Source organism: Lacrimispora xylanolytica (assembly GCF_026723765.1).
Classification (GTDB): domain Bacteria; phylum Bacillota; class Clostridia; order Lachnospirales; family Lachnospiraceae; genus Lacrimispora; species Lacrimispora xylanolytica.
In genome coordinates, this window is the sequence record NZ_CP113524.1 from 42015 (window position 1) to 54044 (window position 12030).

Annotated in this window: 11 protein-coding genes and 1 tRNA gene; 8 read left to right on the plus strand and 4 right to left on the minus strand. The window is 44.2% G+C overall.

All coding sequences use genetic code 11. The features are described from left to right. Positions 1-12 precede the first annotated feature (12 nt). The 4 genes from gdhA (at position 13) to OW255_RS00150 (ending at position 3544) form a co-directional block, all read left to right on the plus strand. Entirely contained in the window at positions 13-1347 is a 1335-nt protein-coding gene (gdhA, locus tag OW255_RS00135; RefSeq protein ID WP_268115224.1) for an NADP-specific glutamate dehydrogenase, read from the plus strand. A gap of 143 nt (positions 1348-1490) precedes the next feature. Further along, entirely contained in the window at positions 1491-2378 is an 888-nt protein-coding gene (locus OW255_RS00140) for a DUF3881 family protein (protein WP_024837870.1), read from the plus strand. Positions 2379-2462: 84 nt separating this feature from the next. Beyond that, positions 2463-2536 (plus strand) — tRNA-Arg (locus OW255_RS00145). Positions 2537-2725: 189 nt separating this feature from the next. Then, positions 2726-3544, plus strand: a complete 819-nt coding sequence (locus OW255_RS00150) for an alpha/beta fold hydrolase (protein WP_024837869.1) — start codon at positions 2726-2728, stop codon at positions 3542-3544. Between the two features lie 52 nt (positions 3545-3596). Here OW255_RS00150 and OW255_RS00155 read toward each other — a convergent pair whose 3' ends face one another. Beyond that, the gene (locus tag OW255_RS00155; RefSeq protein WP_024837868.1) at positions 3597-4826 is read right to left on the minus strand and encodes a hypothetical protein; all 1230 of its coding nucleotides are present in this window, start codon (positions 4824-4826) and stop codon (positions 3597-3599) included. 373 nt (positions 4827-5199) lie between these two features. On the opposite strand from OW255_RS00155, the gene OW255_RS00160 reads away from it, so the two are divergent. The 4 genes from OW255_RS00160 to OW255_RS00175 all read left to right on the plus strand — a co-directional run bounded on the left by OW255_RS00160 (position 5200) and on the right by OW255_RS00175 (position 8637). Beyond that, complete coding sequence (locus OW255_RS00160; protein WP_268115225.1) at positions 5200-6153, plus strand: cell wall-binding protein; 954 nt, start codon at positions 5200-5202, stop codon at positions 6151-6153. Between the two features lie 134 nt (positions 6154-6287). Beyond that, positions 6288-7394, plus strand: a complete 1107-nt coding sequence (locus OW255_RS00165) for a ComEC/Rec2 family competence protein (RefSeq protein WP_268115226.1) — start codon at positions 6288-6290, stop codon at positions 7392-7394. Between the two features lie 26 nt (positions 7395-7420). Beyond that, a complete protein-coding gene (locus tag OW255_RS00170) occupies positions 7421-7633 on the plus strand; it encodes a DUF3006 domain-containing protein (protein ID WP_024837865.1) in 213 nt (70 codons plus the stop codon). An 11-nt stretch (positions 7634-7644) separates the two neighbouring features. After that, entirely contained in the window at positions 7645-8637 is a 993-nt protein-coding gene (locus tag OW255_RS00175; RefSeq protein WP_268115227.1) for a 3'-5' exonuclease, read from the plus strand. On the opposite strand, the gene OW255_RS00180 is transcribed toward OW255_RS00175, so the two are convergent. Genes OW255_RS00180 through OW255_RS00190 form a run of 3 tightly spaced genes read right to left on the minus strand, consistent with a single transcriptional unit; the run spans position 8634 to position 11977 of the window. Beyond that, positions 8634-9344: a response regulator gene (locus OW255_RS00180; RefSeq protein ID WP_024837863.1), complete on the minus strand. Its 711-nt coding sequence runs from the start codon at positions 9342-9344 to the stop codon at positions 8634-8636. The two genes, OW255_RS00175 and OW255_RS00180, sit on opposite strands and share 4 nt — an antisense overlap. Beyond that, entirely contained in the window at positions 9337-10428 is a 1092-nt protein-coding gene (locus OW255_RS00185; RefSeq protein WP_268115228.1) for a sensor histidine kinase, read from the minus strand. The genes OW255_RS00180 and OW255_RS00185 overlap by 8 nt, the downstream gene beginning before the upstream one ends. Positions 10429-10444: 16 nt before the next feature. After that, positions 10445-11977, minus strand: a complete 1533-nt coding sequence (locus tag OW255_RS00190) for a D-alanyl-D-alanine carboxypeptidase family protein (RefSeq protein ID WP_268115229.1) — start codon at positions 11975-11977, stop codon at positions 10445-10447. Positions 11978-12030: the final 53 nt, after the last annotated feature.

The following is a 12030-nucleotide window of genomic DNA, read 5'->3' on the forward strand; positions in this document are numbered from 1 at the left end:
GGAAAGAAAATTATGTCATACGTGGATGAGGTCTATGACAGAGTCGTGAAACAGAACCCAGGGGAGGCAGAATTCCATCAGGCGGTAAAAGAGGTACTTGATTCTCTCAGACTGGTGATTGATGCCAATGAAGAGAAGTATCGTAAGCTGGGATTATTGGAGCGTATTGTTGAACCGGAAAGAATCATATCCTTCCGTGTGCCGTGGGTTGATGACCAGGGAAATGTACAGGTAAACAAAGGATACCGGGTTCAGTTCAACAGTGCAATTGGTCCCTACAAAGGAGGTCTGCGCCTTCATCCATCGGTAAATCAGGGCATTTTAAAGTTCTTGGGCTTTGAACAGGTTTTTAAAAATTCTTTAACCGGTCTTCCAATCGGAGGAGGAAAAGGTGGTTCCAACTTTGATCCCAAAGGAAAATCTGACCGTGAGGTCATGGCGTTCTGCCAGAGTTTCATGACCGAATTATCCAAATACATCGGAGCAGATCAGGATGTCCCAGCCGGAGATATTGGCGTAGGAGCAAGAGAGATCGGCTTCCTCTACGGACAGTATAAGAGACTGACCGGTCTATATGAAGGCGTTCTCACAGGAAAAGGACTGAACTACGGCGGCTCCCTGGTACGTACACAGGCAACTGGATACGGATTAGTCTACATCCTTGATGAGATGCTTAAGCACAACGGAAAAGATTTAAAGGGGAAAAGCGTAGTGATTTCCGGTTCCGGAAACGTAGCGATCTATGCGGCAGAGAAGGCAGAGCAGCTGGGAGCGGTAGTGGTTGCTTTAAGCGATTCCAGCGGATATATTTACGATAAGGACGGAATTAACCTTGATCTGGTAAAGGAAATCAAGGAAGTACGCAGAGGACGCATTAAGGAATATACGGATGTGGTTAAGACTGCCGTATTTACAGAAGGAAAAGGCATCTGGACCATCCCCTGTGACATCGCTCTTCCATGTGCGACGCAGAATGAGCTTGACTTAGAGGATGCGAAGACATTAAAGAAGAATGGCTGCTTTGCAGTTGCAGAGGGAGCTAACATGCCATCCACCAGAGAAGCTACAGATTTCTTCCTGGAAAATGAAATGTACTTCATGCCAGGTAAGGCTGCCAACGCCGGTGGTGTTGCGACCTCAGCCCTTGAGATGTCTCAGAACAGCCAGAGACTTTCCTGGACCTTTGAAGAGGTGGACGAAAAGCTTCATCAGATTATGGTGAACATTTACCAGAAGGCTGCGGATGCCGCTGAACGCTATGGCGTAAAGGGAAATTACGTGGCTGGAGCCAATATCGCAGGCTTTGAAAAGGTAGTAGATGCCATGATGGCCCAGGGAATCGTATAAATCCCGGCATCATCCAGAAAATTTTACTGGCAATGTGAATGGTTTTGGTATATAATAAGCGATAAGACTTGAGGCGGAGTGTTCTTCGCCTTATTGTTTTCCTGAAAATTATCTTAGTAAAACAGAAAGCAGGTGATGATTCTATGCACAAATTCTTAAGAACCATTGGTTTTAGCCTTTATGAGAAGGACCGGGACATAGAGAAACTACTGGATCAGCTCTGTGAAGACTTATCCGATTTAAAACGGATTCAGATTGACGAAGAATCCAATTTATGTGAGCTTCGCAAGGAAGTGGCACCAGGAATGGGAATTGCCATTTTCGGAGAGATGGACCGGGAAGGTCATTTTTGCAGAAGCTACTATTATCCTTATTTAAAAACCAGTGACATGACATCAAACGTGCCCTGTTCCATACAGCGTCATACGGAACGGGAGACTTATGCCGGTCTTTTGGATGAATATAAAGTTGGTATATCCCTGATTTTTTATATAGACAATTCCCTTGAATGCAGAGAGCGTATGATAGATCATCACTCCATGGATACAAAGGACACGTGTCTTTCCGGTCTGTCCGTCAGCGGAAAGATCCTTCTTCCCATTCAAAAAACGGAGATACAGAGAGAAAAGGCTAGGGTTGCGGCCAAGGACCGGAACACTCTTTTAGAGGCTGCAAAAAATGGGGATGAGGATGCCATGGAGACCCTGACCATAGAAGATATTGATCTATATTCTCAGGCTTCCAGAAGGGCTATGAAGGAAGACCTTTATTCCATCATTGATTCCTGCTTTATGCCTTGCGGTGTGGAATGCGATCAGTACTCCATTATCGGCGAAATCATAAAGATTGATGAGAAGAAAAATAAGATTACAGAGGAAGAGGTCTATGACTTTACCTTAGAGTGCAGCGATCTTATTTTCCACGTTGGAATCGCCAAAAAGGATCTGGTGGGAACTCCTGAGATCGGTCGCCGGTTTAAAGGACAGATCTGGATGCAGGGCATCGTGAATTTTAAGGAGAAAGTAGAATAATAGAAGTTATGTCTTGACGAAAAGGACAATTGTTAATATAATAATTAGTGCACTGTGTAGCAGCATCTGCTGTGATACAGGGATGTTTCCGTAGCTCAGCTGGATAGAGCGACCGCCTCCTAAGCGGTAGGCCGGGTGTTCAAATCACCTCGGGAACGTAATGAGAAGCCGAAACCTGATATCAGGGTTTCGGCTTTTTTGTAGGCTGAAATGAGATGGAGTAAGAATAGCCGCCGTCAGTCAAAAAAGGCCGTCCCTCATGTGATGGCCTTTTTTTATTGCAAATAAGCGAACCATGGAAGATTAGAAGGAATAGAATAAACCAAAAGATATAGAGAATTGATATTATGGGATATTATGTTACGGTACAAGACAATGTAAATATTTACGTAGAAGATTTAAACCCGGACTGCAAGGATACAATCTTGTTCCTTCATGGTTGGCCAGGAAGCCATAAACTGTTCGAGTATCAGTTTAATGTGCTTCCATGCATGGGATTTCGGTGTATCGGAATTGATACCAGAGGGTTTGGAGATTCGGATAAGCCGTTTTGCGGATACGATTACGACCGACTGGCAGACGATGTGAAATGTGTCATTGATGCACTGGGACTAAAGGATATTACATTAGTGGGACACTCTACAGGAGGTTCCATTGCCGTCCGTTATATGGCAAGACATAAACAACATGGGGTTTCCAGATTGGTTTTGGCAGCAGCAGCGGCTCCCAGTCTGATCAAACGTCCTGATTTTCCTTATGGAGCGGATAAGGAAACTATCTTAAATATGATTCAGGAAACTTATGAGGACCGTCCTAACATGCTTAACAGCTTTGGTAACCTTTTCTTTTTCAAGCTGATTACCTATCCATTTTCACAGTGGTTCTTTCAGCTTGGCCTTCAGGCAGCTGGCTGGGCTACAGCAGCGATTGAAAAGACATGGATTGAGGAAGTTCTGTTTCAGGATTTAAATGAAATTACGGTTCCAACTTTAATCATTCATGGAATTCATGATAAGGTGGTTCCCTTTGAATTAGGTGAGATTCAAAATCAGTATATCAAAAGTTCCACTTTACTGCCTTTTGAGTTCAGCGGTCATGCATCTTTTTATGATCAGAAGGATGAATTCAATAAGGTTCTTGCAGATTTTGCAAAAGGAAATTGTTAAGAATATAGAAAAAGCAAAGGGGCAGTGGGGGTGCTCCTTTGCTTTTTTCGTGTTATAGATCTGATAAAATATCATAATCTTCTGAGCTTATGGTAAACCATTGGCGAATGAGTGCTATGCCTCGCTCCGTATCGGCATTAGCGGATACGATATGAAAACAGTTTTGCTCCACATAACAGCGAAAGCTCTCTTTTGGTATTTCGGCAGCAAAAGCTTCCTGCTCTGCATCTCTCCAGACGCGGCTGAAAGGTTTCTCCATGGTAAGACGGTAAATCATGTCTTCGTGCTCTAAGATTCTTATCTGACAGCCGTATTCCGCCTGTTTTTCTTTTAAGAACGTTAAGAGATCCGGGTCCATAGAAACATATTGTTCCCTCCGTGGAAGCCGGCCTTTCTTGATGGAAAGAATGTGGGAACCACCGGCAAAAATACCACCGGAAAGCAGTGGGAAAAGAAAGGTAAAATTCCTGGCTGCTTCCTTATATGGCTGAGAGGTAATGAGATAAAGAGGAGCTGACTCCTTAAGCTCCTTAAGCTTTATAAGATAGTTGGAATCTTCCTGTTCAAATTCAGAAACTGGTATCTCATCCCCTGGTATAAAAAAGGCCCGAATCCGTTTCGGAATACGAAACAAGGGAAATTTTCCAAAAATCTCACAAGGTTCCTCATTCATCTCCATACCTTGTTCTTTAAATCGCTGCTCAAAATTTTTGGAGCCTTTCACTTTAAAATAGGGGTCAATGGAGCGAAAGGAGAGTTCTTCCTCCTGGGAATAGATGATTCCAAATCCCTCTAAGGATTCAATGAATACATGGATTTCCATGGACAGGCGGCTTCGAAGCTGGCGGATCGCTTCCAGGTTTTCAGGGTCACCGGGTGTGCCTACAGAGAATGAAATATTTTCTTTTATCAGTCTCTGGCATTGCTGCAGAAATTTTGTCAGGGTTATCTTTTCCGGGTAGAACATGGCGCAGAGCCTGAGCTTTTCTCTGTGTCCTCCGGAGGCATCAAAGGCTTTTAAGCTTTTGGTAACAGAACAGGTAAGATCCCAGCAGGTACCCACCGCCTCTATGGCTTCCAGACTGCTGATGCGCCCCATGCCGTTCCAGTAATAAGGCTTTAAAAGAGCCTGACTGTCTGGAAGTATAAATAAAGCTTTGGGACATTCTTCCTTTGTCTTGTAGATTAAGCCGACTAAAAATTCAAGAAACTGCTTTTCATCTTCTTCCAGTCCTGTTTCAGCTATCTTAGACCCCTTGAAAAACGCGATTTCAGCATTCATAGTATTCGGCACCTCCTCTTCGTGTTGGAATCAAAACAGATTTTGAGGTAAATCCGAATGTGGAATGCTTTTTGCTGCATTGTGGATTAGTTTCTTCAAATGTGGTATAACAGTGCATAACTAAAAAAACTCCTTGTCTTACGTAAAATATGTTGAAAAACTAGTATAAAGATCTGGGAGACTTCAAGAGACCATTTGGTAACATTTATACCCTTTTATTACATAATGATAGCATATTAAGTAACGGATTCCTAGAGAAAAAATGAAAACATCTTAAGCTTATGTATAAATTTAGCCTTAAAGTTCCCAAATATTCTAAAATGAGCTATAATAGAAGCAGTATGAATACGCGTTAAGAAAGAAGAGGATATTTATGAACGGTAAAAAGTTGTTATCAGCAGTTCTTGCTGCAGTTTTGGCGTCAGGCTTATGTTCTATGCCTGCTATGGCAGCTTCCAGAAAGAAAATCATGGAAGTAAAAATGACGGTAACAGCCCAGATCAAGCCTGGAGACTCCATATCCAAACAGGAGGCGGAGGTCACCGTAAACAACAGCCGGGTAGGCGTTGGAGACTTAGAGTTCATCAATGATGGATTTCAGTGGTACGAGGGAGACGTACCCAAGATGGAGGTCAAGCTTTATGCAGACGAAGGCTACTATTTTGCTACAGATGAAAAAGGCGTTCTTGTAACTGGCGGTACCTATGTAAAGCAGAGGAGGGAAGATTTAAGCCGTACTCTTACGGTAACCATTGATCTTCCAAAGGTGGGGGAGTATTCCCAGACCATTACAAGCGCAGAGTGGGGGAACGGCAATCTTGCCTCCTGGTCAAAGACAGGGGGAACCGGGAGCTATGAAGTAAATCTCTACCGGGATGGGAAAAGCGTCAGTGATACCGTCAACACAAAGGGGAACAGCTTTGATTTCACCTATGCCATGGGAAAAGCGGGTAGTTATACGTATCAGGTACGCCCGGTAAGTGATATTAGTCCAGAGCAAAAGGGGGAATGGGTGGAATCCTCTTCTAAATATATTGATTCAGCGACTGCGGAGAAAAACTATAATGCTTCGGGTGCCCATGGTGACTGGAGTCAGAATCAGAACGGCTGGTGGTTCACCTATGATACCGGCGGTTATCCGGTGAATCAGTGGGAGCGAATCAATGGAACGTGGTATTATTTCAACGAAAAAGGATACATGACAACCGGCTGGATCTCCTGGAATGGTAAGCAGTATTACTGTGATCCTAAAAGCGGAGCCATGGTGACCAGCACAACCACGCCTGACGGTGCTAAAGTGGGAGCTGACGGTGCGAGAATTTCTTAAGATTTGATTGAAACAAGAAGGGGCTGCATAAATTGCAGTCCGTCTTTTTGACTGATAAGGAACTGGTGTTCCTCTGAAAAATACTTGTAGGATGAATGATTCTATCATATAATAGCACGAAGGAGCAGATGGGAATGACAGAAAAGATGGCAGGAAAATTTTACAAACGTGTGCTTCTGGCTGTAATCATGATGATCAGCTTAATGATCACTGGCTGTGCCGGAATGGAAGTATCTACCGGAGCAGACAAAAGCGTTACTAGCGGGCAGCGAAGCGGCTCAGATTTAAAGGTACATTTTATTGACGTGGGGCAGGGTGACAGCGCTCTCATTGAGAAAGATGGTCACTATATGCTGATTGATGCAGGAGAGCGGGACCAGGGTCAGACGGTAGTTTCCTACTTAAAGAATCAGGGAGTAGAAACGCTTGATTACGTCATTGGAACTCACCCTCACTCCGATCATATCGGTGGATTAGAGACAGTGATCCGCGCCTTTCCAGTTGAAAAAATAATTATGCCCCAAAAAGCGCATACCACCAAGCTGTATGAACATTTACTCGATACCATCGAAGAGAAAAAACTGAAAATAACTCTTCCAGAACCTGGAGCGGTTTATGAATTAGGAGGAGCTTCTTTTCAGATTCTTGGGCCTGACAGGGATTATGGAGATGATTTAAATAACTGGTCTGTGGGAATCCGTCTTGATTACGGCTCAAACAGCTTTGTTCTTTGCGGCGATGCAGAAAAAGGTGCAGAAGAAGATATGATGGCAAACGGCCTTTCCCTGAAAGCGGATGTGCTAAAGCTTTCCCACCACGGCAGCTCTACTTCTTCATCAGGTCAGTTTCTGGACCGGGTGAACCCGGAATATGCAGTAATTTCCTGCGGAAAAAACAATGATTACGGTCATCCTCATAAAGAAACCCTGGAAGCCTTAAAAAAGCGAAATATTAAAGCTTTCAGAACGGATCAGTCCGGAACCATAGTTGCGGTCAGTGATGGATCAAAGGTTACATTTCCGGGGCAGAATATAAAGGATGAAAACGTTTCCCATACAGAGAATGAAAAAAACGCTTCCCAGACAGGGGAGTACGTGATAAATACCAATACAAAGAAATTTCATCTCCCAGACTGCAGTCTGGCAGCTTCCATAAAAGCAGATAATAAAAAGATATCGGAAGAAACAAGGGATGAGCTGATCCAAATGGGCTATGAGCCCTGTAAAAGCTGTAAGCCTTAGTTGTGGGGGCAGAAAGGGGAATAGCTATGAAATATACCATAGACCGAATAAACGGCAATATGGCAGTCTGTGAGGACGAGAATGGGGATCTGGTGAAGCTGATGGCATCAGAGCTTCCCAGTGGGGTAAAAGAAGGAGACATCCTGAAACAGCAGGACGGAGTCTGGTATAAGGATGAAACGGAAAGCAGTGAGCGCAGACAGGCCATGAAGGAGAAGCTAAACAGACTGATTGAATAAAGGACTAAAATATGAAGAATTATATTGTGCTGGATCTGGAATGGAACCAGAGTGCCGGGGGGAAGGAAGATACCATAGAGAATTTTCCCTTTGAGATCATAGAAATCGGGGCAGTAAAGCTGAATGAATCTCTGGAAGAGGTAGGGGAATTCAGAAGACTGATAAAGCCTAAGGTCTATAAGGAGCTTCACGAGAAGATTTTAGAAGTGACTCATATGGATGAGAAGCTTTTGATGGAAGAGGGTATGGACTTTGTAACGGCGTTTGAAGAATTTGCAGAATGGTGGGGCGAAGGGGCTGTTTTTTGCACCTGGGGTTCCATGGATTTAACAGAGCTGCAAAGAAATCTCACCTATTACGGACTTACCAATCCATTTAAAAAGCCTCTGCTTTACTATGATGTACAAAAGCTATACAGCCTGCTTCATGGGGATGGAAAGGACCGCCAGTCTCTTGATATAGCGGTTTTTGAGTCGGGAATGATGGAAGAGAGGCCTTTTCACCGGGCGCTCGATGATGCCCATTATACGGGACGTATCATGCAGAGTATGGAGTTTGAAAAGGTAAAAGAATACTGGTCTACGGACTATTACCGGCTTCCTGAGAGTCCGGAAGAAGAGGTATATCTTGTATTTCCGGAGTATTCCAAATACATCTCAAGGCCATTTCCCACAAAGCTTGATGCCATTGCAGATAAAACAGTTACGGATTTACTCTGCTGTAAATGCAACCGGATGCTTCGTAAAAAGATCCGGTGGTTTTCCGTTAACCAGAAATTCTATACGGCTCTGGGTTGTTGCCCGGTACATGGAAATGTAAAGGGAAAGATCCGCATGAGACGGAGCGAGGATGGTCAGGTCTATGTGGTAAAAACCATGAAGCTTGTCAGGGAAGACGAGATTGGTGAGATTTACGAAAAAAAAGAAGAAGCAAGAAAAAAACGGGTGGAGAAAACCAAGGTGCGCAAGCAGAATAAAAAGAAGGGGGCACTGCCCCTCTCTTAGATTTCACTTTCCTTCATCCGGTAGCCAACTCCTATTTCTGTGAAAATATATTTGGGTTCTGCCGGATTGGCTTCGATCTTACGGCGGATATGAGCCATATTTACCCTGAGGATCTGATTGTTGTTATCCGCATACGGTCCCCAGATATGGCTGATGATATAGTCATAGGTCAGAACCTTTCCGGAGTTTTCCGCAAGGAGAGACACCAGCTTGTATTCGATCTGAGTCAGATGAATCTTGTGATCATTTAGCGTAACAAGGCGTTTTGCGAAATCAATATACAGGCCCTCACATCGGTAAGGGGTCTGTACCACACAGCCGTCGATTGCCTTTACCGTAGGCTTTCCGTGGCGCAGTGCGGTGCGGATTCGGGCTAAGAGCTCACTGGTACCAAAGGGTTTCGTAATGTAATCGTCAGCGCCGAAATCAAGAGCTGCTACCTTTTCCTGCTCCTGTGTCCTTGCGGATATTACGATGATTGGAATGGTAGTCCAGCTTCGTACACTTTTAATAATGTCAATGCCATCCAGATCCGGAAGTCCAAGATCCAAAAGGATTACATCCGGACAGAGAGAATTGATCAGTGCCAGTCCATCTCTTCCGTTATAAGCAGTACTGACTTTATAATCCTGCCGTTCCAGTGCACTTTCTATAAAGTTGCATATATTCTTTTCATCTTCGATCATGACGATTGTAAACTTACTCATAAAAATCCTCCCCTAGTGGTAATGTAAACGTAAATACAGCCCCGTGCTCTTTATTGGAAGCAACGATAGTTCCATTATGAGCCGCTACAATGGTTTTGCAGATAGACAAACCGATTCCCATCCCCTTGTGGGAATCATAGCTGTTGTTTGGCAAAGAAGTATAGCCATCAAATAAAGTGGAGATCCGATCCGCAGAAAGTCCCACTCCCTGGTCGCTTACTTCAAAGGACGCGTACCCATCCTTTACGGAGACGTTAAGGCCTATGGACTCCGTAGAATTGGAATGATAAACTGCATTTTCCAAAAGATTGATAATGACCTGTTCAATCAAGGTGGCATCCATGGGCACCATGACAAGCTCATCCGGTATACTCACATGAACCGTGGCACCTGGAAGTCTTTTTCTAAACCGCTGGAGCGCTTCTGAAACAACTTCTTCCAAAGGTTCCAGATGCTTTGTCACATGGGCACCCGTATCCCGGATTCTGGTAACGCTTAAAAGATTCTCCACCATGTTAAGAAGCCAGTTGGCATCTTCCTTTATATTGGAGACCAGGTTTGTTTTCTCTTCTTCCGGCATACTGCTCTTATTATCCAGATAAGCATTGCTGGCACCAATGATTCCCGTGAGAGGAGTCCTTAAATCATGGGAAATGGCTCTTAGAAGATTGGCACGCATGGTTTCCTTTTCCGCTTCCATAAGCAGCTTTTCTCTTTCGCTTAATATCTGGCTCTGCTGCTTTAGATGTGTGGTGGTTGCGCTTGTAATGGTTGAAATCACCAGCAGTGTGATAAAGGTAATGGAATAACCGATCCCGGAAAACTTAAATTCCATATATGGGTATGTAAATAAGTAATTCACACAAATGATACTGATAAAAGATGCCGCCAGCCCAGGGATATATCCATTGGAGAAGCGGGAAATTAAAACCACTGCCATGATGTAAACCATGCCTATGTTATTGGTAAACCCGCCGAAAAACATAATCAGGTAGGAGATAACAGTGGCTGTTAATAGAAAGGCCACTGTTATCATAATATTCCGTACCAATTCTAATTTCGCAGGTCTTTTTAACTGTCTCATGTCCCCTCCGATCAAACTAACGGAATTTGAATCGACCGCCCCGCCGGCCCTTTCGTTTTGAAGTATAGGAACTTCTTCTCTGCTCCAGGATACTGTTAAATTCATCGGCTGAGATTCCGGATTCCTTAAGGCGTTTCATACGTTCTTCCTTTCGAAGGAGAGAAAACTCATCGTCCCTCCGCTTCTTATAAAGGATTAAAGATATGATGCCTCCCATGAGGGCAATCACCCCAACGCCTCCTAAAATCAACCATGCAGCAAGAGGAATCTGGAAGGGCTTTAAGGCTTTTTCCCTGTATTCATCAGAAACGCCTGCACTGGTTTTGCTGGATTCAGAAACAGTAGCAGGTTCTTTTTCCTTTTCCTGTTTTGCCGTTTTTTCAGGAACGGCTGGCTTCGATTCAGAGGCTTTAAACAGTTCCCTGTTGATTTCTAAAAATGTACTTCCAACCACCCGGTCACTGTAGCGGTATATGATCTTCGCTATGGCACCTTCTGGATCACCGGCTGAAATATCATAGCTCAATTCCGGTTTGGCATCGGTGAAGCTGGCTGTTTTTGGAAGAATGATACGGCTGCCTGGATCCAGAATGAGGGCCTCTGGCCGTTTCATGGACAATCCGCTGAAGCTTAAATCGTTTGTGATGGAGCTGTAGGTCTTTTCATAGTCCGCAGCCTTTAAGGACACGAAATTCTCAAAACCAAAATCCAGCAGATTCTTAGTATCAGACCAGTAAGCCGGTGTGGAGCCTTTTAAAATGACTGTAATGAGCTTCATACCGTTTTTTTCCGCGCAGGTAATCAGGGTGTTGCCAGCCAGAGTGGTATAACCTGTTTTTCCGCCTACGATGCCAGGATAATAATAAGGATTTGACTTTCTCATCATCCTATGTCCCGGGTAGATGGTAAGCCCCTCCTTGTTGATGGAATTGGGGGGAAGCTTATAATAGGTGGTAGAGTCAATCTCTTCAAATACCGGATTGTTAAAGGCTGCTCTGGCAATGAGGGCCATATCGTAGGGTGAAGTGTAATGCTCTGGGTTATTTAAACCGCTTGGATTGGCAAAATGGGTATTGGTGCATCCAAGTTCCTTTGCCCTGGCATTCATCATATCAGCAAATGCTTCCGTGCTTCCTGCCACATGCTCAGCCAGCGCATTGGCAGCTTCATTGGCTGACTTTAACAAAAGAGCGTACAGACAATCCTTCACAGACAGCTTGTCCCCTTCGTTGATTCCAGCATTGCTGCTTCCCGATTCTACATTAAAGACTGCATTATGGGAAAAGGTGACCATATCGTCCATATTACAGTTCTCAATGACCAAAAGCGCAGTCATGACCTTGGTAATACTGGCCGGGTAATATTGGTTGTGTATGTTCTGTCCCCAAAGAACGGTCCCGGTGTCTGCGTCCATGAGGATGGCTCCCTGCGCATTTACGGAAACGTTGGACGGCCACTCAGCCGCCGCCAAAACGGTCCCATGAAACGAGAAGACAAACAGGAGCAGACAGAGGAAACATACGGATAACCTTTTTGTAATTTGAGTCATATTGGATAATCTCTCCATTAATTCAGATTCAGTGTCAAACAATTCTCCACCAT

Coding starts and splice junctions, on each gene's coding strand:
- OW255_RS00185 (WP_268115228.1), bottom strand. CDS start 10,428: ATGAGACAGTTAAAAAGACCTGCGAAATTAGAATTGGTACGGAATATT.
- gdhA (WP_268115224.1), top strand. CDS start 13: ATGTCATACGTGGATGAGGTCTATGACAGAGTCGTGAAACAGAACCCA.
- OW255_RS00180 (WP_024837863.1), bottom strand. CDS start 9,344: ATGAGTAAGTTTACAATCGTCATGATCGAAGATGAAAAGAATATATGC.
- OW255_RS00155 (WP_024837868.1), bottom strand. CDS start 4,826: ATGAATGCTGAAATCGCGTTTTTCAAGGGGTCTAAGATAGCTGAAACA.
- OW255_RS00160 (WP_268115225.1), top strand. CDS start 5,200: ATGAACGGTAAAAAGTTGTTATCAGCAGTTCTTGCTGCAGTTTTGGCG.
- OW255_RS00140 (WP_024837870.1), top strand. CDS start 1,491: ATGCACAAATTCTTAAGAACCATTGGTTTTAGCCTTTATGAGAAGGAC.
- OW255_RS00150 (WP_024837869.1), top strand. CDS start 2,726: ATGGGATATTATGTTACGGTACAAGACAATGTAAATATTTACGTAGAA.
- OW255_RS00165 (WP_268115226.1), top strand. CDS start 6,288: ATGACAGAAAAGATGGCAGGAAAATTTTACAAACGTGTGCTTCTGGCT.
- OW255_RS00190 (WP_268115229.1), bottom strand. CDS start 11,977: ATGACTCAAATTACAAAAAGGTTATCCGTATGTTTCCTCTGTCTGCTC.
- OW255_RS00175 (WP_268115227.1), top strand. CDS start 7,645: ATGAAGAATTATATTGTGCTGGATCTGGAATGGAACCAGAGTGCCGGG.
- OW255_RS00170 (WP_024837865.1), top strand. CDS start 7,421: ATGAAATATACCATAGACCGAATAAACGGCAATATGGCAGTCTGTGAG.